The organism is Flavobacterium gilvum (assembly GCF_001761465.1).
Lineage (GTDB): Bacteria > Bacteroidota > Bacteroidia > Flavobacteriales > Flavobacteriaceae > Flavobacterium > Flavobacterium gilvum.
The window spans coordinates 1696322-1717360 of sequence record NZ_CP017479.1; the positions used below are offsets into that span (position 1 = coordinate 1696322).

Genomic DNA, 21039 nt, shown 5'->3' on the forward strand with positions numbered 1-21039 from the left:
AAAAAACGAACAGTTAATCAGACTGTTGTTTGCTTTAAAATCCCAAATTTAAAAATCCAAATTCCAATTGTTATATTGGAATTTGGGATTTAAAAATATTGAAAATTATATTATTTATCCTAAATAAGTTTTCAGGATTTTACTTCTGGAAGTATGTTTCAATCTACGGATTGCTTTTTCCTTAATTTGACGAACACGCTCACGAGTCAGGTCAAAAGTTTCTCCAATTTCTTCAAGTGTCATTGGATGTTGGTCTCCAAGTCCAAAATATAATCGTACAACATCAGCTTCTCTAGGAGTTAATGTTTCTAATGAACGCTCTATTTCAGTACGCAATGATTCGTGAATTAATTCTCTGTCAGGATTTGGAGATTCACCAGAACGTAATACGTCGTAAAGGTTAGAGTCTTCTCCTTCTACAAGAGGAGCATCCATTGATAAGTGACGACCAGAGTTTTTCATGGACTCTTTTACATCATTTACAGTCATGTCAAGTTCTTTTGCAATTTCTTCAGCAGAAGGTGGGCGCTCATTAGACTGTTCTAATAAAGCGTACATTTTGTTGATTTTATTGATAGAACCAATTTTGTTTAAAGGCAAACGAACAATACGGGATTGCTCTGCCAAAGCCTGAAGAATCGATTGACGAATCCACCATACGGCGTAAGAAATGAATTTAAAACCACGGGTTTCGTCAAAACGTTGTGCTGCTTTTATCAAACCAAGATTTCCTTCATTAATTAAGTCAGGAAGGGTAAGACCTTGGTTTTGGTATTGTTTGGCTACCGAAACTACGAAACGCAAATTAGCTTTTGTCAATTTTTCAAGAGCTCTTTGATCTCCGGCTTTGATTCTTTGTGCTAATTCTACCTCTTCGTCAGCGGTGATAAGGTCAACTTTTCCAATTTCTTGTAAATATTTGTCTAATGAAGCGGTTTCACGATTGGTTACCTGCTTGGTGATTTTAAGTTGTCTCATGTTTTTTGTCTCCTCAATTTTTTTAAGTGTACAAGTAGTTATACGTATGGAGTTTCAAAAAAGTTACAAAAGATGAATTCTTTTTTTGAATTAAAATAATAATACCTGATTTTAAAAGATATAAATTAGGTGAAACTAGCTGATTTTTACCAGTTAAGTGATATGTTTTGATTGATAATCAATGTTTTGTAGAGGTTTGTCTTAATTTGTTCTATTTCTTCTAAATTGATGATTTCATTAGGAATTTGCTTTAAGAGCGGAATATGATTTAGAAATATAAAATAATCCAATCCAATCCAAGCTCCATTGCCTACCTACCGTCTGGGCACAAATATATTACGCTTAAAATAGAACACAGATTTAACAGATTAGACAGATTCTCACTGATTTTTTTTGCATGATACCAAAAAGAGAGAAGTAAAAATAAATAATTTCTTATTATTGGAAATAGATTATCAAATTTCATCTGTTTAAATCCGTTAAATCTGTGTCATCTGTGTTCTATTTTTAGTTGTGTCCAGATGGTAGGTAATTACGGGAGAGGGGAGGGTAAACTAAAAACTATTATATAATTCCAAATGGTATAAATGGAATAATGTTGAAATAAAGTACATTGATGATGCTTATAAAATCGAAAACCCCGTTTCACTATAATGAAACGGGGTTTTTTCTATAAAATAAACCTTTAGTAAACTAAGATTGGATTACTCTTTTTTCTCCTCACGCGGAGGTCTTGGGATAAGTGCTTTTCTTGATACCTTCTCTTTTTTGGTTTTTGGATCAAGACCAAAGTATTTCACTTGGAAAACATCTCCCATTTTCACTACGTCAGAAACGTTTTCTGTACGTTCCCAAGCTAGTTCTGATACGTGAAGCAATACTTCATTTCCTGGTGCTGCTGTATATTCTACGACTGCTCCAAAATCAAGCATTTTGATTACTTTTACTTCGTATGCTTCTCCAACTTGTGGTTTGAAAGTAATAGAGTCAATTTTAGCCAATACAGCTTTGATTCCATCTGGATTAGTACCTAGAATTTCGATAACTCCTTGTTCATCCACTTCATTGATAACGATAGTAGTTCCAGTAGCTTTTTGCAATTCTTGAATTACTTTTCCACCAGGTCCAATCAGCGCTCCAATAAAGTTGCCAGGAATTGTTCTAGTAATGATTTTTGGTGCATGAGCTTTAACGTCTGGTCTTGGAGTTGCAATCGTTTCAGTCAATTTTCCTAAAATATGCATACGTCCGTCACGAGCCTGACCTAGAGCTTGCTCCATAATATCATAGCGCAATCCGTCAATTTTGATATCCATTTGACAAGCAGTAATACCGTCAGCAGTTCCGGTTACTTTAAAGTCCATGTCTCCTAAGTGATCTTCGTCTCCTAAGATGTCTGACAATACAGCGAATTTTGCTCCGTCAGTAATTAATCCCATAGCGATTCCAGAAACAGGTTTCACCATTTGAACTCCCGCATCCATAAGCGCCATTGTTCCGGCACAAACTGTTGCCATAGAGGAAGAACCGTTAGATTCCAATACTTCAGAAACAACACGAATTGTATAAGGACAATCGGCAGGAATCATATTTTTTAAGGCACGTTGCGCCAAGTTACCATGTCCTACTTCTCTTCTTGATGTTCCTCTTAATGGTTTTGCTTCACCAGTCGAGAAAGGAGGGAAGTTATAGTGTAAGTAGAATTTTTCTTCTCCTTGTTCTGATGGTGAATCGATTTGGTTTGCTTCTCTAGAAGTTCCCAAAGTTACAGTTGCCAAAGCTTGAGTTTCTCCACGAGTAAACAAAGAGGAACCGTGTACGGATGGTAAATAATCTGTTTCACACCAGATTGGTCTGATTTCGGTTGTTTTTCTTCCGTCTAGACGAATACCTTTCTCAAGGATTACATTACGAACAGCTTCTTTATTGGTTTTGTAGAAATATTTCCCAACTAATCCAGACAAATCCGAATTTTCGGCATATTCTTCTTCAGTAAACAACGCTTTTGCTTCTTCTTTTACAGCAGCAAATTTTTCGCTTCTTTCACTTTTTCCAGACGCTTCTTGAGCAATTGCATAACATTTGTCATAAGCGGCAGCTTTTACTTTGGCATAAACAGCTTCGTCTTCAACTTCACCTTCGTAAGTTCTGTATTCAGGAGATCCTACAGCGGCTCTTAGACGTTGTTGTGCGATAATTTGAACTTTGATGGCTTCGTGAGCAAATTTAATAGCTTCAACCATTTCGGCTTCTGATATTTCTTTCATCTCACCTTCAACCATGGCAACAGAATCCATAGAAGCTCCAATCATCATGTCGATGTCTGATTTTTCTAATTCTGCTCTGCTTGGGTTGATAACCAATTTCCCGTCGATACGTGCTACACGAACTTCAGAAATTAAGTTGTAAAATGGAATGTCAGAAACAGCCAATGCTGCAGATGCTGCTAATCCAGCAAGTGCATCCGGCATAACGTTTTCGTCATGTGACATTAATTGAATCATTACCTGCGTTTCTGCGTGGTAATCATCTGGGAAAAGAGGACGCAAAACACGATCTACTAATCTCATTGTTAAAACTTCGCTGTCGCTTGGTCTTGCTTCTCTTTTGAAAAATCCACCAGGGAAACGTCCTGCAGCGGCAAATTTTTCACGGTAATCTACGGTTAATGGCAAAAAGTCAACACCAGGATTTGATGTTCTTGCAGATACAGCAGTTGCGAGCAACATACAATCTCCTAAACGTACAACAACAGAACCGTCGGCTTGTTTTGCTAATTTACCTGTTTCGATCGAGATGCTTCTTCCATCTCCCAAATCGATAATTTCTTTTGAAACTATTGGAATCATAATTTTTTTCCTTTTGATTATACAATGGGTTTTAGTTGTGTTGTTAGTTGTAGTTGTTGCGTAGTTAATGCCTAAAACCCAATGAAAAACCAAACTTTTTTATGTAAATATCAATTTTTTTAAATTAATTTCAAATTGAAGAATCTAAAAAAATCGGTTAAAGTTCAAAATAAAAAAGAGGCACTCTCGCACCTCTTTATTATATTGATTATTTTCTGATATTCAATACTTTGATAATCTCACGATATCTGTTGATCTCTTTCTTTTTCAAGTAATCCAACAAAGATCTTCTTTTACCTACTAATAGTACCAATGAACGCTCTGTGTTGTAATCGTGACGATTTTTTTTCAAGTGCTCAGTAAGGTGCGTGATTCTGTGAGTAAATAACGCGATTTGTCCTTCTGCAGATCCAGTGTTTTCTGCTTTTCCTCCGTGTTTAGCGAAGATTTCTTCTTTAACTTCTTTAGTTAAGTACATTCCAATATTTTTTAAATGATTATTATGTATTCTTACATCTGTTGCAAGATGGGTGCAAAAGTAAAAAATAATTATGAATTATGACCCGAAAAAAAATATTTTTATTTTTTGAATCGGCGAAGCAATTATGAATTGTGAATTATTTGTTTATCTAAATGTGTTATTGTTCGTTTGAAAAGGATCATTGCTTCTTTGAAGTTGTTCATTATATATTTGACGCGCATTCAAGGACGCTTGTGTAGCTTTAATAGTAATTGGTAAAGAATACATTACTTTTACCGGAATTCCTCTCATAGTTCCAGGAACCCATTTTCCGTAACTACTTACAGTTTTGATGCCTTCTAATCCGGTGCCATAGCCAATGTCTCTTAATACTCTAAAATTGGTAAGATTCCCATTTTCATCTACTACAAAAGATAAATATATTTTTCCTTGTAGTCCTTCTATTTTAGGAGTGTTGAAATTCCTTCCAATATGTCTGTAAAAATCCTCCATTCCCTTTGCTGGATGAGGTTTTGAGCATTCTTCTCCATATGGGATTTGATTGTTGTTTTCATCGGTGCTTATGCCAGAAATAAATTTTCCTTCATTATAGTTTTCTGTGAAGCTGTATTTTTTCTTTAGGTGTTTTCCTTCCCAAACACCTTGTTTTTCTCCATTTTTAATTTCTCCTTTTTCATAGAGATCATCGTCAGCGTCTTCATAAAAACCATTTCCATCGATTACCGTTTGCTTTTTGTCTTTATTCCAAAACTGTACTATTTTAACTTTGGAAATTTTCTTTATGGGATCCCAGGTTATTTCTTTTTCTGATTTTTCTTCTTTGTTTTCGTACCAATCAATTTGTTTTCCGCTTAAATTATTGTCAACATAGTTGGATTCTCTTTTTTCGTTTCCATTTTCGTAATAATCGATGCGAGGTCCATTAATCTTTAGCTCCTCTTTTTTTGTTGAAATGGCCCTCATGATCATTTTTTCTTCTCGGGTAAATTCAGTGAAAATAAATAAGTTGGGCTGATTGTCGTAATTTTCGACTATTCGGATGTATTTAAAATCCGGTTTGTATGTTATGACGTGTAAGGAATCAAGGTTGTATCGCGTTGGCTGAATAATCTGCGAGTAGGAAGCAATTGATAATAAAAGGATGAAGGTTAATAAAGAGGTTTTCATTGAATAACTTTTTGGTCAGAAAGCGAATGTATTAATTTTAATACAACTTCGCAATCTCGCCATTCACAAATTCCAAAAAGCGTTCATCTTTTTCTGTAAAAGGATCAAGAACATGGCTGTCGATGTCTATTTGCCCAATGTTTGTGCCATTTACAAAAAGCGGAACCACAATTTCGGATTTAACGGTAAAACTGCAGGCGATATAATTGTCTTGTGCGCTAACGTCAGGAACAACAAAATTAGCGTTGGAAACCGCCACCTGCCCGCAAATACCTTTCCCAAAAGGGATTACTGTATGATCAGTTTCGGCACCAACATAAGGGCCAAGATGTAATGTTTGGGCTTCGTGATTGGCAAAATAAAAACCTACCCAGTTGTAGTAGGAGATAGAATCGCTTAAAAGTTGGCAAATAGCCAAAAGTTTTTCGTCTCTTGTTAGACTTGTACTTGTAGTTATTTCGGTTACTTTGGGCTGTAGTTCTTGAAAAGTCATAGTTAATTGTTTTTTGCAAAAGTATTTAAAGCCAATTTTAAAAATTGTATAAATTTGTTAAAAAAAACTTGCTGGATGTAATTGTTTTTAAACACATAGAAACATAGAATTTATTGTGTTTAAAAAGGATATAATAGTCATTTTACTTCTCACATAGCAATCTATGTGAAAAATAGTTATATTTCTATTCAATCTTTAATGATTTGATATTAAATCTATGTATCTATGTGTTTCATTTTTTATTTAAACTGATTTTCACCCAATGGGTTTAAAAAAATAAATTATTAAATCGCTTCAATTTAAGAATGTAGGCAAATGATTTGCCTTGCTTTTCAATTATTCCCAAAATAAATTAAATGAAAAAATATTTTGTCCAATACAGACCTTTTTTGCTTTTTCTGGCTAGTTTTTTTGGTACATATATATTGCTTACCTTTTTGTATCAGGTTTTTTTGAATGGTTTTGGAGAAAACGAGGTGGATGCTATAACGCGTTTCGTTTCCGGAAATACAGAAAATGTGCTTTCTTGGTTTTGTAAATCGGTGCGCTTTGAAGAGGTAAATTATGAGCCTTCGTTTGTAGTGTATTTATTTAACCAAAGTGTTATTCGGATTGTAGAAGGTTGCAACGGAATTAGTGTGATTATTTTGTTTGTTTCTTTTGTTGTGGCATTTTCGGGAAGCCTGAAAAATACGTTGCTTTTTATCTTTGGCGGAAGCCTAATAATTTATGTTTTAAATGTGTTCCGAATTGCAGTTTTGACCGGTTTACTTTACCGTTTTCCCGAGTATACTCATTTATTACATGGTGTACTTTTTCCGCTGATTATTTATGGGGTGGTTTTTGTTTTATGGGTAATTTGGGTTAATAAATTCTCGGGCTATGTTAAATAAACTACTTCAGAATAAAACTACTTCTTTGGTAGTGATTGTATTTGTCGTTCTATTGGCGCTTGTCCGGATGTTTGAAAAACAATTATTTTATGATCCTTTTTTGGTCTATTTTGAAGGGGATTACATGAAAATGCCTTTGCCAGAATATGATAGTTTCAAACTTTTTTTGGGATTATTTTTTCGTTTTTTATTGAACACCTTACTTTCTCTGGGAGTTCTTTATTTACTTTTCAGAGATAGGGAAATGCTTGTTTTTATTTCTATTTTGTTCTTCTTTTTGTTTGTTGCGTTAATTGTTTCTTTCTTTTGTGTTCTTCATTTTTTTGAGAATCGCGAAAATCTATTACTGTTTTATTTAAGACGATTTTTAATTCAGCCTTTGTTTCTAATTCTTTTTGTACCAGCTTTTTATTATCAAAAGTTAAAGAATTGACGTGTCTTTTTCTTATCTTTAAGGAAGTTTTGAATTTACGGATCGACAAATTTTATTAAAGATGAAAGTAGTAAAACATTCAAAGGCTATTGTTGATTTTAATCACTCAAAACTGAAAGAGTCACTGTTGAAATCGGGCGCTTCTCCAGATATTGCTGACGATATTTTGCAGACTATAGAAAAAGAAGCATACGAAGGCATTTCTACCAAACATATTTATAAAATGGCTTTTGGTCTCCTCAAAAAAGCATCCAATTCGCACGCAGCCCGATATAATTTAAGAGAATCCATTCGATTGTTAGGGCCTGCAGGTTTCTTTTTTGAAAAATTTATTGCCCGACTTTTTGCCTCCGAGCATTATGAAACCAAGGTGGGGATGATTTTGCAAGGCAAATGTGTTTCGCATGAAATCGATGTTCTGGTCAAAAACGCTAATGTTATTTCGATGGTCGAATGTAAGTTTCATACGGGGCAGGATGTGGCTACAGATGTGAAAGTACCAATGTATATTTTATCTCGGTTCAATGATATAAGAGATAAGGAGCATGAGATATTTTCTAGAAAAGATTTTATTTCAAAATGTTTTATTGTTACCAATAATCGTTTTACTGCCGATGCGGTTGATTTTGCAAAATGTTCAGGGATTAATTTGTTGAGTTGGGATTATCCCGAAATCAGTAATTTAAAGACAAAAATAGACAGCCATCATTTATATCCCATAACCTGTTTGACAACGCTGACACTCTCCGAAAAAGAGAAACTTTTGCTCTTGGATGTCATCTTGGTTTTAGAAGTTATAAATAATAGAGCTGCGTTGGAACAAATAGGTTTGAGTCCTAACAGGATAAAGAATGTGTTTAAAGAAGCGTCTGAGTTGTGCAAGTTTTTTTGAAAGAAACTAAGATGCTGAGAGGCTAAGAAGCTAAGTTTTTTTCTTGTTATTCAAAAGAGCTAAAGTGTTTTAATCTTAAAAACTTAGCGTCTCGACATCTTAGTAACTTAAAAAGAAATAAAAATGAAAATTACATGCATTGGCGGAGTAGGAACAGTTACAGGATCCAAGACTTTGGTAGAAAGTAATGGACTCCGAATTTTGATTGATTGTGGACAATTTCAGGGTTTGAAACAATTACGGGAGCTCAATTGGGAACCGCTTCCAATTTTGCCATCTACTATCGATTTTGTGTTGTTGACACATGGGCATTTGGATCATTGCGGTTGGTTGCCAAGATTAATCAATCAGGGGTTTTCGGGTAAAATATATTGTTCGGCTCCAACAGCGGCTGTCAGTAAACTTATTCTTTTGGATAGTGCCAAGATTCAGGAAGAAGATGCAAAAATGGCAAATGAAGGCAAATATTCAAAACACGAAATAGCAGAACCTCTATATACAGTAGAGCAGGCCGAAAAAGTTTTTTCTCATTTTCAGATAATACAACCGAATGAAAATGTCGTTTTGGAAGAAGGGATTGAAGCTGTTTTTACCAACGCCGGGCATATTTTGGGAGCGTGCAGTATAGAACTTCGGCTTGAAAATAAAGTTGTCGTTTTTTCGGGAGATATTGGCAGGGATAATGATTTGCTTATGTTTTCGCCCACAAAACCCAAAAAAGCCGATTATGTTTTCCTTGAAAGTACGTACGGGAATAGACTGCATCCGGATACAGACCCAAAAACAGAATTAGAAAAGTATATTAACGATGCTATTCAAAATCAAGGAACTGTAATAATTCCGAGTTTTGCTGTAGAAAGAGCACAAAGTGTTATGTATTTGCTTTGGCAATTGAAAGAAGAAAAAAGAATCCCTGACATTCCTTATATTGTTGATACTCCGATGGGAATAAGTATGTTGGAACTTTTTATCAATCATAAAAAATGGCATCGTTTGCCGCAAGAAGAATTTACTTCCATGTGCAAAATGTTTACTATGGTTTCGGATTATAAAGAGACAATAGAAGTCATTTATAATAAACAACCCAAAGTGGTGATTGTTGCCAGCGGAATGGTTACTGGAGGTAGAGTTTTAAGTTATTTGGAGCGATATGTAGGATTGCCGGAAACCACTGTTGTTATTATTGGGTATCAAGGCGAAGGCACTCGGGGGCGAAAAATGCTTGATGGCGCAAAGGATATAAAAATAAGAGGAAAATATTATGAGTTGAAGTCCAAGGTGGTTGAAATTGAAACCTTATCAGCTCACGGAGATCAAAAAGATTTAATGAATTGGCTTTCGGAATTGGAAGAAAAGCCAAAGAAAGTTTTTTTGGTTCATGGGGAAAATGAAGCAGCCGATGAACTCAGAATAAAGATTAAGGAGGAATACGGTTTTGAGTGCGTTATTCCGTGGATAGGACAGGAGTTTGAATTGTAATCTTGCTTTTCTTTTGAAAAATTAACAGAAATTTGGTTTTTTTGGCTGATAATAATGCTAATTTTGTAATATGAGATTCAAAAGACAAATAAGTATTTTTTTAGCGATTCTATTGTTGGTTTCCAACGTAGGGTTGGCTTTTGATGTACATTATTGTGGCGGAAAAATAGCTTCGGTTTCTTTGAATTCAACTTTACCTTCGCTTCAAACTGAAAAAGGTTGTTGTGAAAAAAAAGTAACCACTAAAAAAGACAGCTGTTGTAAAGACAAAAAAATCGTCTTTCAGAAAAAAACAGACAATGGAATTGTAAAGTCTTTTTCTTTTCAGTTTGATTCTGTTTTTTTAATTCCAGAATTTCATCCTATTGTTTTTGAAGCTGTGCCAAATTTCAAAAACAATTTAACTCTAGCTTACTATTGCGATGCAAATGCACCGCCACTTTTCAAGCTGTACAGCCAATACCTCCTTTACGATAAGTTATAATGTTTAATTTAGGTTGAACCAATTTGTTGTGGTTTGACATTTTAAATCATTATAATAAAAATCATGAAAACAAAAATCACAATCGTTTTGTTTCTCTTGTTTGCTGCTTTTAATTCCTATTCGCAAGATACTTTGAAGGAAATAAAAGTACAATCCAAACGCAAGAGCTTACAAAAAACATATACAGTTACCGGTAATACAACTTTGGTAACCAAAAAAGAATTGCTCAAAGCCGCCTGTTGTAATCTCGCAGAAAGTTTTGAAACCAACCCTTCCATCGATGTCAATTTTTCGGATGCGTTGACCGGAACCAAGCAAATTAAAATGCTGGGACTTACGAGTCCTTACCTAATGATGACACAGGAAAATGTTCCTTCTGTTCGTGGGGCTTCGCAGGTTTACGGACTTTCTTTTACGCCGGGACCTTGGGTAGAGAGTATTCAGATTTCAAAAGGGGCTGGGAGTGTTGTCAATGGCTTCGAAAGTATATCGGGGCAAATCAATACCGAATTGATAAAACCCATGTCTGAAGTTCCTTTTTTATTAAATCTTTACGGTTCTACAGATTCCCGTTTTGAGCTGAATGCCAATGTTAATCAAAAACTTTCTGATAAATGGGCTACCGGAATATTGGTCCATGGTAATATGCGAAATTCCAAAATGGACAATAATCATGATGGTTTTTTGGACAATCCTTTGCAAAATCAATTCAATTTGCTTAATCGTTACCAATATTATAATGCCGAAACGGGCTGGATTAGCTTCATAAATCTGCAGTATATGAATGATACAAAGCAGATGGGGCAAACTGATTTTGATCCTGATAAAGACAAGGGAACGACTAATTCATGGGGTTCTGAAATTGATACCAGGAAGATTGATGTTTCTACAAAAATCGGCTACGTTTTTAAAGATATGCCTTTTCAGAGTTTTGGTTTCCAAAATGCCTTTTCAAGCTATAATCAGGATTCGTATTTTGGGTTGAATGGTTACAATATCCAACAGAATAGTTTTTATTCGAACTTGATTTTTAATTCGATTATCAATAATGAAAAAAACAAATTCGCCACAGGTTTGAATTTTACCTATGACAGTTACAATGAGTTTCTCAACACGACAGATTACAGCAGGATAGACAATACTGTTGGAGCGTTTTTTGAATATACTTATGATAATCAGGATAATTTCAGTTTCATACTTGGTGGAAGGCTTGATTATGGAAATCGTTTGGGCGTTTTTGCAACTCCGAGAGTACATCTGAAATACAATCCGTGGGAAAAAGGAGTTTTGAGAGTTTCTGCCGGAAGAGGAAAGCGTCCCAATAATATTTTTGCCGAAAATCAAACCTTGTTTGCGAGTTCAAGAACTTTTGAAATCATGAATGAAGGAGGTAAATTGTATGGTTTGGATCCGGAAATTGCCTGGAATTATGGCTTGAGTTTTATGCAGGGTTTCAAATTGTTTGGTAGAAATGGTGATGTTACCGCCGATTTTTACAGAACCAATTTTCAAAATCAAGTAGTGGTCGATATCATGCAAAGTCCGCAGCAGGTGATTTTTCATAATTTGAATGGGGTTTCCTATGCTAATAGCTTTCAATTGGAATTCAATTATGAGTTGGCAAAACACCTGGAATTGCGCTCGGCTTACAAATATTATGATATCAAAACCGATTATTTGTCTGGAAAGTTTCAGAGACCATTGCAGGCACAACATCGTTTCTTCGGAAATTTGGGTTATGAAACGCACAGAACCGATAAAGGACAGCAATGGAAATTTGATTTCACTTACAACTGGATTGGTGAACAGCAATTGCCTTACACGGCCTCAAACCCTGCAGAATTTAGGCTAGCAGAACATTCTCCAGCTTATTCTTTGATGAATGCTCAGGTTACCAAAGTTTTTTCGCCAACTTTTGAAGTGTATGTAGGAGGGGAGAATATTGGTAATTACACTCAAAATCCTGCCATTGTAGATTCGCAGAATCCTTTTGGCCCTTATTTTGATGCAACTATTTTATATGCGCCAGTTTTTGGGCAAATGTATTATGCAGGATTAAGGTTTAAGATAAAATAACAGATAATGTCAGTAGGAATGACAATGTCAAAATGAATTTCAATAAAAATAAATTTAATATTAAATAAAAATGAAAACAAATAATAATAACAATATGATAAAGAATGTGTTTTTGGTTATACTACTAACTGTATTTGTGTTTTCGGCTCAAGGCCAAGAAAAGAAAAATAAAAATGCCAAATATACTACTGAAGTAAACGGTAATTGTGAACAATGCCAAAAGCGAATTCAAAAAGCAGCTTATTCTGTAGGCGGGGTAAAATCAGCTTCTTGGGATGTAGGGACTCATCAGTTGAGTTTGATAATCAACGAAGAAAAATGTTCTTTGATGGATGTAAAAAAAGCAATTGCCAAAGTGGGGCATGATACCGATTCTGTAAAATCGACTCAGCAGGATTATGATAATCTTCATTCTTGTTGTCAATACGAAAGGATAAAATAAAATTGTGCAACTCGAAAGTGTGATTCTGCTTGGTTTCATTCTTAAATAATTATAAAAGCATCAAGACTGTTGTGGTTTTGGTGTTTTTTTGTTTTTTTATTCGTTAATAAAACTTTAAAATGAAATAATAAATTGTAGGTCACCTAAATTATCCTTATTTTCACAGCAAAATTTAACACAGAAATTTATGAATAATTTTGAATGGACCCAATTAGTAAATCCTGAATTTTATATAACATTTACAATTGGTGGCATTCAACTGGGTTTGTATATAGTGTTATTCATCGTTTTTGCCGAAACTGGACTTTTTGCCGGTTTTTTTCTTCCTGGTGATAGCCTGCTTTTCTTAGCCGGAATTTACAGCCGTGATTTAATTCAGAATATTGTTTATATAGAAAGTGATTTTATAAATCTGGTATTGCTTTCCTCATTAGTCGCGCTTTCAGGTGTTTTTGGGAATATGGTCGGTTATTGGTTTGGTGCCAAAAGCGGATATTATTTGTACAACAGAGAAGATACACTTTTGTTTAAGAAAAAATATTTACTGCAATCCAAAGAATTTTTTGAAAAACACGGAGGTAAAGCCATTATTTATGCGAGATTTTTGCCTATCGTGAGAACTTTTGCTCCAATAGTCGCGGGTATTGGTTCTATGAACAGACAACGATTTATGTTTTATAATATAGTGAGTTCGATTTTATGGTCATTCGTTTTGATTTTCTCAGGGCATTATTTATACGGTATGTTTTTGGAAATGGGAATTGACCTAAAAGAACATATTGAGAAAATTGTCATCGGAATTATATTGGTTTCTACGTTGCCTGTTTTCTTAAAATTAATTAAGAAAAAAGTGATTCATCATGATCATCACGATCAAAACGGTTAAGAAATAAAAAACCGCCTTATTCTATTGGACAAGGCGTTTTTTTTGTGACATATATTTTCTTCTGAAATTAATGTATGTCATAAAAAAATCCGACAAGAACGAATTCAAGTCGGATTTTAATTTATTCAAAAATGTGATTTATTACATCATTCCAGGCATACCTCCACCCATTGGGTGGCCTGCTCCAGCTGATTCTTCTTTAATGTCGATTAAAGCACATTCTGTAGTTAAGATCATTCCAGCAACCGAAGCGGCATTTTCTAATGCGATACGGGTTACTTTTTTAGGATCGATGATACCTGCTTTTAGCATATCAACATATTCATCTGTTTTGGCATTGTATCCAAAATCACCAGCACCTTCAGTTACTTTGGCAACAACAACAGAGCCTTCAAGACCTGCGTTCTCAACAATAGTTCTCAAAGGAGCTTCTACGGCGCGAGATATAATTTGGATTCCTGTTTTCTCATCTGCGTTGTCAGATACGATAGTGCTCAATACGTTTTTGGCTCTTAATAAAGCTACTCCACCTCCAGCAACAATTCCTTCTTCTACAGCGGCACGAGTTGCATGAAGTGCATCGTCAACACGGTCTTTTTTCTCTTTCATTTCTACTTCAGAAGCAGCACCAACATAAAGAACAGCAACACCTCCGGCTAATTTAGCCAAACGCTCTTGCAATTTTTCTTTGTCATAATCAGAAGTCGTAGTTTCCATTTGACCTTTGATTTGGTTTACACGATTTTTAATCATGTCTGCATCTCCAGCACCATTTACGATTGTAGTGTTGTCTTTGTCGATAGATACTCTTTTTGCTGAACCCAACATTTCTAATGTAGTATTTTCAAGAGTGTATCCTCTTTCTTCAGAAATTACAGTTCCGCCAGTCAAAATAGCGATATCTTCCAACATTGCTTTTCTTCTGTCTCCAAAACCAGGAGCTTTTACAGCAGCGATTTTCAAGGCACCACGTAATTTGTTTACTACCAAAGTTGATAAAGCTTCACCATCAACATCTTCGGCAATAATCAATAATGGTTTTCCTGATTGTGCTACCGGCTCAAGAACAGGTAATAATTCTTTTAATGAAGAAACTTTTTTGTCATACAAAAGGATGTACGGACTTTCCAATTCGGCTTCCATTTTCTCTGGATTGGTCACAAAGTATGGAGAAAGATATCCTCTGTCAAATTGCATTCCTTCAACAACATCTACGTAAGTGTCAGTTCCTTTGGCTTCTTCAACGGTGATAACTCCTTCTTTTCCAACTTTTGCGAAAGCGTTGGCAATTAACTCACCAATCACTTCGTCATTATTGGCAGAAATAGAAGCAATTTGTTTGATTTTTTCAGAATCACTTCCTACTACTTTAGCTTGTTTGGCAAGATCGGCAACGATAGATTCTACAGCTTTGTCGATACCGCGTTTTAAATCCATTGGGTTTGCTCCGGCAGCAACGTTTTTCAAACCTTCTTTTACAATGGCTTGAGCCAATACTGTAGCAGTTGTAGTTCCGTCTCCAGCCAAATCATTGGTTTTAGAAGCTACTTCTTTTACCATTTGAGCTCCCATGTTTTCCAAAGGATCTTTTAATTCGATTTCTTTGGCTACAGTAACACCATCTTTAGTTACATTTGGTCCACCAAATGATTTTCCAATAATTACATTACGTCCTTTTGGACCTAAAGTTACTTTTACAGCATTTGCCAATGCATCAACTCCGCGTTTTAAACCGTCACGAGCTTCAATATCAAATTTTATATCTTTTGCCATTTTCTATTTTGTTTAAAATTGTTTAAGGTTTAAATGTTTAAAGTTGTTCAACGAGAACAACAAAACTTTATTCTTAATACTTAATTCTTTGTACTTAATTCTTTTTTTAGATTATTGCAAGAATATCGTCCTCACGCATTATCAGATAATCTTTGCCTTCAAGTTTTAATTCAGTTCCGGCATATTTTCCATAAAGGACAGAGTCACCAATTTTGACAGTCATGTTATGGTCTTTAGTGCCGTTTCCTACTGCAACTACAGTTCCTTTTTGTGGTTTTTCTTTTGCAGTATCTGGAATAAAAATCCCTGACGCCGTTTTCGTTTCAGCAGCAACTGGTTCGATAAGAACTCGATCTGAAAGTGGTTTAATGTTTAAAGCCATGATTTTTTATGTTTATGTTAATTTTATTTTATTGGTGTATTATTTCAGAAATTGTGCCATAGTAGACAAACTGACATTTTTTCTTATAAAAACGCCAGCTTTGACAGGCTGGCGTTTAAAATATTATTTTATGAGAATGTATTATTTTGCTGGTGCAGGAGTCGCAGGCGTTGCAGGAGCATTTTGCGCTGGAGCAGTAGCTGGAGCTGCAGTTTCAGATTTTTCGATGATTTTTGATTCAGAATCGCTCAAAGTTCCTGTAAAACTCAAGCCAGAAAGTAAAATCAAGGCAATTAATATAGTTGCTAATGTCCAGGTACTTTTGTCTAAGAAATCAGTAGTTTTTTGCACACCACCTAACATCTGAGAACCACTTATTGTAGATGAAAGACCTCCACCTTTAGGGTTTTGAACCATTATTACTACTATCAATAGAAAACATACTATTGTAATTAAAACTAAAAAAATTGAAAACATAATCTATATTATTAATTGTTATTTTGTTGTACTATTTTAATATCTTTTATTCGGTCTGCAAATAAACTACTTTTTTCTGGATATTTCAAAATTAATATTTCATAAGCTTGAATGGCTTTTTGATATTTTTTTTGTTCCAAATACACTTTGGCCAAAGTCTCGGTCATTAGATAGGAATTATCTTCTTTGTTGAGATCAATATTGGGTGAAAACACAGTTCCAGGCTTAATAGGTGGAATCTTTGGACTAGTTTCGATGAACTTATCAATTAATGCGGCTTTTTTTATTTTGCTTTCGTCAACGATAGGTTCAGGTTCTTGTAGCATACTGTTGTTTTGTTGGTTGTTTTCTCGTATTATGGGTTCTATCCTCGAAAGTTGTAGCCATTGGTGGAACGAATGTGTTTCTGATTTGGAGAAATCCAATGGTTTTCCAATTTCTAATTTTTTTTCGGCCTCTGTTGTCTGTGTTTCAGATTCAGCAGGAGAAGCTTCCTTAATAGAATCCAGAATCGACTGTTCTACATTTTTATTAATATCTAATTTCTCAAACGTAATGGGATGAAGTGAGTCCGTATTGGAGCTTGCTTCTTTTATAGATGTCAGAATGGATTGTTCTAAAGCGGTTGTTGCAATTGGTGCTGTTTCTTCCTTTTTTACAATCTCGCTGTCAATTACTATAATATTAAGGAGTTCTTCTATTTTTTTCTCGTATGTCTTTTTCTGAATGGCAACAAAAGAGTCTGAGGTGATAAAGTCAAATAATACGCTACGGTCTGTAGTGTGTGCAGCGGTTGTTTTTAAAGCAAAATTATATTTGTAGCTATTTTGGTTGTAAAGCCCTTTTAAACGCAATGCTCTTGCACTTTGAAAATACGGAAATTCATCCAATACTTTTTCCAGAGCCACCGTTTGAATGTCGTTGATTTCTTCGGGTTGGTTTAATAAATAATTATAGCTACTAACGTTCATTTTTTCTGTTATCGGTTATCTGTTATCAGTTTTCGGTTATCTGTTGTCAGTTTTCGGTTTTCGGTTTTCAGAGAACGGATAACCAAAAACGGATAACTTCATAATTACCATTTTGCAAGTGAATCATTAAAGATATCTTGTGTAATTCTTTCGAAAATTTCTTTGATTGCCGCGTCTTTGGTTGACCCGACTAATTGCTGTGATGCAGGGTAATCATAATAAAATTCAAATACCTTTTCAAAATCATCAGCTTCTTTATTTTTATTGGAGAATCTGACATTAACTCGTATTTTTAAACGGTTTTGTGCCGCCTGTTGATCGGCTGTTGCTGTCATCGGACTAATGTGATAATCTATTATTTCTCCTTCATAGGTTAAATCTCCGCTATTTTTTACCAAACGCAAATTAGTTTGATTCTGAATCAAGTCTTGCAATGTAAGGGTGAATATCTTGTCAATTCCGGGTTCAATCAATTCAGAATTGTTTGGGAACCAATTCACCTGATAGGTTTTGGCATCAATTTTACCAGTCCCCGTAAAGTTATATACAGAACAGCTGTTTAGGACGAATGAACTGATTAGTATTAAAATATAATGTGATTTTTTCATAAGATGTTTGGCCAAATTCCAATTTTTTAAATTCCAAATTCCAATTCAGGACTGATTCAGAATCACTTTTCAAATATATGAATTTTCAATTTTGGAATTTGGAATTTTATTTTTTGAGTTTTTCGTTTTTTAAAAAATTTGGAATTTTGAAATTTGGAATTTTATTTTTTATAAATCAAATTGCTTTATTTTTCGATACAAAGTACGTTCCGAAATTCCGAGTTCATCGGCTGCAGCTTTTCGTTTTCCTTTGTTTTTTTCCAATGACTTTTTAATCATCTCGATTTCTTTCTGTTCAAGTCTCAATACTTCTTCCTCTTCAATAGTTTCGGCCAAAAGATAATTGCTGTTGTCCTGTTCTTCGTAATCGTCTTCTATTGTCTGGTTTGGAAGGTAGGAAGTTCTTGGCTCTTCTTCAAAATCTATTTCACTGTCTTCTTCCTTAGAACCGTATATTTTTTTGATAAGCGATTTGTTGGTTTCCTGAACATTTGAACTGCCATTTTGCATTAATTCCAAAGTCAGTTTTTTTAGATCATGCAAGTCGCTTTTCATATCAAAAAGAACTTTGTACAGGATTTCCCTTTCGGTATTAAAATCACTGTCGCTTTTTTTGTCTTTTATCACCGAAGGTAAATTGCTGTCCTCGTTTGGTAAATACGTTTGCAACGTTGTGGCTGTAATATCCCTGTTGGTTTCCAGTACCGAAATTTGTTCGGCCACATTTCGCAACTGACGGATATTACCGCTCCAGCGAAATTTTTGCAAAAGCAAAATAGCGCCTTCATCCAGTTTTAATGGAGGCATTTTGTATTTGTTAGCAAAATCGGCTACAAATTTTCGGAACAATAAATGAATATCCTCTTTTCTTTCGCGAAGCGGAGGTAATTGGATATCCACCGTACTCAAACGGTAATACAAATCTTCACGGAATTTTCCTTTTTCTATGGCTTTGAATAAATTGACATTGGTCGCGGCTACAATTCGGACATTTGTTTTTTGAACCTGTGAAGAACCTACTTTTATGAATTCTCCGTTTTCCAAAACACGCAACAAACGTACTTGGGTGGTCAAAGGTAATTCTCCTACTTCGTCAAGGAAAATGGTACCGCCGTTGGCTACCTCAAAATAGCCTTCACGCGTGCTCGTGGCTCCGGTAAAAGCGCCTTTTTCGTGACCGAAAAGCTCGCTGTCAATAGTTCCTTCTGGGATTGCTCCGCAGTTTACCGCTATGTATTTTCCGTGTTTTCGGTGTGATAAGGAATGGATAATCTTTGGGATGTTTTCTTTTCCCACACCGCTTTCACCAGCCACCAAAACCGTAATGTCAGTTGGGGCAACCTGAATGGCTTTTTCTATGGCACGATTGAGTTTTGGATCGTTTCCAATAATCTCAAAGCGTTGTTTTATTGATTGTACTGTATCCATTTTTGAAGGTTTAAAGTTTAAAATAGTTTAAATGTTTAAACTATTTACTTTAATGATTTTTTCTTTGTCTTAAAGATGTTTTGCTGTTATGGCTTTGTCAGCGTATCTTTTTTAACTGCTGTTTTTTCAACTTTGTGTTTTGGAAAATAGGTTCTAATAACATAGAATGTTGTCCCAAATCCAATTATGAAAGTGATTAAAGCGATAAGTATGTTTTTTTTAGTCATATAGTTTTTTTTTGCCACAGATTAAAAAGATTTTCACAGATTTTGAAATCCTTTTAATCTTTTTAATCTGTGGCGAATATAATTTGAGGTTGAAAAATCAATTCATATCGCTCAATCCAATCGCTTCGCCTTTCAGCGTACCCGAAGTGCAGGAAGTTATTTTTACATTCACAAAATCACCAATTTTATAATTTTCTTTTGGGAAAACAACCGTAACATTTTGAGAATTTCGCCCTGAAAACTCCTCTGCCGATTTTTTGGAAATTTTTTCAATCAAAACTTCAACGGTTTTTCCGATGAATTCCTGAGATCGAATCAAAGAATGTTTTTGTTGCAAATCGACAATTTCTTGTAACCTGCGAAGTTTGGTTTCTTCCGGAACATCATCTTCCATTTTTCTTCCAGCCAAAGTTCCCGGACGCTCGGAATAAGCAAACATATATCCAAAACTATATTTTACATATTCCATCAAACTCAAAGTGTCTTGATGGTCTTCTTCGGTTTCTGTAGGGAAACCCGAAATCATATCTTGAGTAACAGCACAATCCGGAATGATGCTGTACACTTTGTTAATCAAATCTTTGTATTCTTCACGGGTGTGCAAACGATTCATTTCTTTCAAAATTCGATCACTTCCCGATTGAACCGGAAGATGGATGTGCTTGCAAATATTTGGATGTTTTGCAATTACATGCAAAATGCTTTCGTGCATATCCTGTGGATTCGAAGTCGAAAAACGAATTCGCATCTTTGGGAAAGCCACAGCAGTCATTTCAAGTAATTGATCAAAATTTACAGCCGTCGCTTTTTGCATTTCGGTAGCATTGACAAAATCCTTTTTCAATCCGCCGCCATACCATAGATAGCTGTCAACGTTTTGTCCTAAAAGAGTAACTTCTTTATATCCTCGGTCCGACAAATCCTGAATTTCGTTTATGATACTTTGTGGTTCACGACTGCGCTCACGGCCACGGGTAAAAGGCACCACGCAAAACGTACACATATTATCGCAACCTCTTGTGATAGAAACAAAAGCCGTAATTCCGTTGCTCATCAATCGAACGGGCGAAATATCACCATAGGTTTCCTCTTTCGACAAAATCACATTGATGGCGTCTCGACCTTCTTCTACTTCGGCCAATAAATTAGGTAAATCTTTGTAGGCATCAGGGCCAACGACAAGGTCGACAATTTTTTCTTCTTCGAGGAATTGACTTTTCAAACGTTCTGCCATACAGCCCAAAACCCCAACTTTCATTTTAGGATTCTTTGCGCGTTTTACAGCGTTGTATTTTTCTAGTCGTTTACGAATTGTTTGTTCAGCTTTGTCACGAATTGAACAGGTATTCACCAAAACCAAATCGGCTTCCTCCATCACTTGTGTGGTATTGAATCCGTTTTCAGACAATATCGAAGCCACAATCTCGCTGTCCGAAAAATTCATCGCACAACCATAGCTTTCTATATACAGTTTTTTAACATTTTCCGGTTTGTATTCCAGAACAAGGCTGTCTCCTTGTTTGCTTTCTTCAATTATCTTTTCCATAAGGCTTTTTCAAACCGCAAATATAAGTTAAAATCTGTGATTATGACAAGATGTCAGCCTAAGAATTAACAAAA

General features: G+C 35.1%; 21 protein-coding genes. 8 read left to right on the forward strand and 13 right to left on the reverse strand.

Translation table 11 applies throughout. The features are described 5' to 3' along the window. Positions 1-114 precede the first annotated feature (114 nt). From EM308_RS07115 to EM308_RS07135, 5 genes are all read right to left on the reverse strand, one after another. On the reverse strand, positions 115-978 hold the full coding sequence (locus tag EM308_RS07115) for a sigma-70 family RNA polymerase sigma factor (protein WP_007804760.1): 864 nt from the start codon (positions 976-978) through the stop codon (positions 115-117). A 704-nt stretch (positions 979-1682) separates the two neighbouring features. Beyond that, positions 1683-3827, reverse strand: a complete 2145-nt coding sequence (locus EM308_RS07120) for a polyribonucleotide nucleotidyltransferase (protein ID WP_035636791.1) — start codon at positions 3825-3827, stop codon at positions 1683-1685. Positions 3828-4035: 208 nt separating this feature from the next. Beyond that, the gene (gene rpsO, locus EM308_RS07125; RefSeq protein WP_035636792.1) at positions 4036-4305 is read right to left on the reverse strand and encodes a 30S ribosomal protein S15; all 270 of its coding nucleotides are present in this window, start codon (positions 4303-4305) and stop codon (positions 4036-4038) included. A gap of 147 nt (positions 4306-4452) precedes the next feature. Then, complete coding sequence (locus EM308_RS07130) at positions 4453-5475, reverse strand: energy transducer TonB (protein ID WP_051877762.1); 1023 nt, start codon at positions 5473-5475, stop codon at positions 4453-4455. A 37-nt stretch (positions 5476-5512) separates the two neighbouring features. Further along, positions 5513-5968, reverse strand: coding sequence for a GAF domain-containing protein (locus tag EM308_RS07135; protein ID WP_035636793.1), 456 nt, complete (start codon positions 5966-5968; stop codon positions 5513-5515). 356 nt (positions 5969-6324) lie between these two features. Between EM308_RS07135 and xrtF the strand changes: the two genes are divergently transcribed. The 8 genes from xrtF (at position 6325) to EM308_RS07175 (ending at position 13553) form a co-directional block, all read left to right on the forward strand. Next, on the forward strand, positions 6325-6861 hold the full coding sequence (gene xrtF, locus EM308_RS07140; RefSeq protein WP_035636796.1) for an exosortase family protein XrtF: 537 nt from the start codon (positions 6325-6327) through the stop codon (positions 6859-6861). Beyond that, on the forward strand, positions 6851-7294 hold the full coding sequence (locus EM308_RS07145) for an exosortase F system-associated membrane protein (protein ID WP_035636798.1): 444 nt from the start codon (positions 6851-6853) through the stop codon (positions 7292-7294). Before xrtF ends, EM308_RS07145 begins: the two co-directional genes overlap by 11 nt. A 61-nt stretch (positions 7295-7355) precedes the next feature. Beyond that, on the forward strand, positions 7356-8186 hold the full coding sequence (locus EM308_RS07150) for a restriction endonuclease (protein ID WP_035636801.1): 831 nt from the start codon (positions 7356-7358) through the stop codon (positions 8184-8186). Positions 8187-8309: 123 nt separating this feature from the next. Beyond that, entirely contained in the window at positions 8310-9665 is a 1356-nt protein-coding gene (locus EM308_RS07155) for an MBL fold metallo-hydrolase RNA specificity domain-containing protein (protein ID WP_035636804.1), read from the forward strand. 70 nt (positions 9666-9735) lie between these two features. Beyond that, positions 9736-10149: an HYC_CC_PP family protein gene (locus tag EM308_RS07160; RefSeq protein WP_035636807.1), complete on the forward strand. Its 414-nt coding sequence runs from the start codon at positions 9736-9738 to the stop codon at positions 10147-10149. Positions 10150-10209: 60 nt separating this feature from the next. Then, positions 10210-12225 (forward strand): TonB-dependent receptor plug domain-containing protein, encoded by a 2016-nt coding sequence (locus EM308_RS07165; RefSeq protein WP_394332832.1) that lies wholly within the window; start codon positions 10210-10212, stop codon positions 12223-12225. Between the two features lie 70 nt (positions 12226-12295). Continuing rightward, a complete protein-coding gene (locus tag EM308_RS07170; protein WP_231560007.1) occupies positions 12296-12667 on the forward strand; it encodes a heavy-metal-associated domain-containing protein in 372 nt (123 codons plus the stop codon). Between the two features lie 187 nt (positions 12668-12854). Next, on the forward strand, positions 12855-13553 hold the full coding sequence (locus tag EM308_RS07175) for a DedA family protein (RefSeq protein ID WP_035636811.1): 699 nt from the start codon (positions 12855-12857) through the stop codon (positions 13551-13553). 141 nt (positions 13554-13694) lie between these two features. On the opposite strand, the gene groL is transcribed toward EM308_RS07175, so the two are convergent. The 8 genes from groL to miaB form a co-directional block, all read right to left on the reverse strand. Beyond that, positions 13695-15326 carry a chaperonin GroEL gene (gene groL / locus EM308_RS07180; RefSeq protein WP_035636813.1) on the reverse strand — a complete coding sequence of 544 codons (1632 nt, stop codon included), beginning with the start codon at positions 15324-15326 and terminating at the stop codon, positions 13695-13697. A 106-nt stretch (positions 15327-15432) separates the two neighbouring features. Then, positions 15433-15708: a co-chaperone GroES gene (locus EM308_RS07185; protein WP_035636815.1), complete on the reverse strand. Its 276-nt coding sequence runs from the start codon at positions 15706-15708 to the stop codon at positions 15433-15435. Between the two features lie 141 nt (positions 15709-15849). Beyond that, positions 15850-16185, reverse strand: a complete 336-nt coding sequence (secG, locus tag EM308_RS07190) for a preprotein translocase subunit SecG (RefSeq protein ID WP_051877763.1) — start codon at positions 16183-16185, stop codon at positions 15850-15852. An 11-nt stretch (positions 16186-16196) separates the two neighbouring features. Next, a complete protein-coding gene (locus tag EM308_RS07195) occupies positions 16197-17156 on the reverse strand; it encodes a tetratricopeptide repeat protein (protein WP_035636821.1) in 960 nt (319 codons plus the stop codon). 104 nt (positions 17157-17260) lie between these two features. Continuing rightward, complete coding sequence (gene lptE, locus EM308_RS07200) at positions 17261-17764, reverse strand: LPS assembly lipoprotein LptE (protein WP_035636824.1); 504 nt, start codon at positions 17762-17764, stop codon at positions 17261-17263. 168 nt (positions 17765-17932) lie between these two features. Beyond that, on the reverse strand, positions 17933-19192 hold the full coding sequence (locus EM308_RS07205; RefSeq protein WP_035636827.1) for a sigma-54 interaction domain-containing protein: 1260 nt from the start codon (positions 19190-19192) through the stop codon (positions 17933-17935). A gap of 86 nt (positions 19193-19278) precedes the next feature. Beyond that, complete coding sequence (locus EM308_RS18025) at positions 19279-19419, reverse strand: hypothetical protein (protein WP_156101343.1); 141 nt, start codon at positions 19417-19419, stop codon at positions 19279-19281. Positions 19420-19516: 97 nt separating this feature from the next. After that, positions 19517-20965 carry a tRNA (N6-isopentenyl adenosine(37)-C2)-methylthiotransferase MiaB gene (miaB, locus tag EM308_RS07210; protein WP_035636830.1) on the reverse strand — a complete coding sequence of 483 codons (1449 nt, stop codon included), beginning with the start codon at positions 20963-20965 and terminating at the stop codon, positions 19517-19519. Positions 20966-21039: the final 74 nt, after the last annotated feature.

Bases quoted from the DNA above. Each gene is read 5' to 3' on its own strand.
- EM308_RS07115 (WP_007804760.1), bottom strand. From the start codon at position 978: ATGAGACAACTTAAAATCACCAAGCAGGTAACCAATCGTGAAACCGCT.
- EM308_RS07120 (WP_035636791.1), bottom strand. From the start codon at position 3,827: ATGATTCCAATAGTTTCAAAAGAAATTATCGATTTGGGAGATGGAAGA.
- rpsO (WP_035636792.1), bottom strand. From the start codon at position 4,305: ATGTACTTAACTAAAGAAGTTAAAGAAGAAATCTTCGCTAAACACGGA.
- EM308_RS07130 (WP_051877762.1), bottom strand. From the start codon at position 5,475: ATGAAAACCTCTTTATTAACCTTCATCCTTTTATTATCAATTGCTTCC.
- EM308_RS07135 (WP_035636793.1), bottom strand. From the start codon at position 5,968: ATGACTTTTCAAGAACTACAGCCCAAAGTAACCGAAATAACTACAAGT.
- xrtF (WP_035636796.1), top strand. From the start codon at position 6,325: ATGAAAAAATATTTTGTCCAATACAGACCTTTTTTGCTTTTTCTGGCT.
- EM308_RS07145 (WP_035636798.1), top strand. From the start codon at position 6,851: ATGTTAAATAAACTACTTCAGAATAAAACTACTTCTTTGGTAGTGATT.
- EM308_RS07150 (WP_035636801.1), top strand. From the start codon at position 7,356: ATGAAAGTAGTAAAACATTCAAAGGCTATTGTTGATTTTAATCACTCA.
- EM308_RS07155 (WP_035636804.1), top strand. From the start codon at position 8,310: ATGAAAATTACATGCATTGGCGGAGTAGGAACAGTTACAGGATCCAAG.
- EM308_RS07160 (WP_035636807.1), top strand. From the start codon at position 9,736: ATGAGATTCAAAAGACAAATAAGTATTTTTTTAGCGATTCTATTGTTG.
- EM308_RS07170 (WP_231560007.1), top strand. From the start codon at position 12,296: ATGAAAACAAATAATAATAACAATATGATAAAGAATGTGTTTTTGGTT.
- EM308_RS07175 (WP_035636811.1), top strand. From the start codon at position 12,855: ATGAATAATTTTGAATGGACCCAATTAGTAAATCCTGAATTTTATATA.
- groL (WP_035636813.1), bottom strand. From the start codon at position 15,326: ATGGCAAAAGATATAAAATTTGATATTGAAGCTCGTGACGGTTTAAAA.
- EM308_RS07185 (WP_035636815.1), bottom strand. From the start codon at position 15,708: ATGGCTTTAAACATTAAACCACTTTCAGATCGAGTTCTTATCGAACCA.
- secG (WP_051877763.1), bottom strand. From the start codon at position 16,185: ATGTTTTCAATTTTTTTAGTTTTAATTACAATAGTATGTTTTCTATTG.
- EM308_RS07195 (WP_035636821.1), bottom strand. From the start codon at position 17,156: ATGAACGTTAGTAGCTATAATTATTTATTAAACCAACCCGAAGAAATC.
- lptE (WP_035636824.1), bottom strand. From the start codon at position 17,764: ATGAAAAAATCACATTATATTTTAATACTAATCAGTTCATTCGTCCTA.
- EM308_RS07205 (WP_035636827.1), bottom strand. From the start codon at position 19,192: ATGGATACAGTACAATCAATAAAACAACGCTTTGAGATTATTGGAAAC.
- EM308_RS18025 (WP_156101343.1), bottom strand. From the start codon at position 19,419: ATGACTAAAAAAAACATACTTATCGCTTTAATCACTTTCATAATTGGA.
- miaB (WP_035636830.1), bottom strand. From the start codon at position 20,965: ATGGAAAAGATAATTGAAGAAAGCAAACAAGGAGACAGCCTTGTTCTG.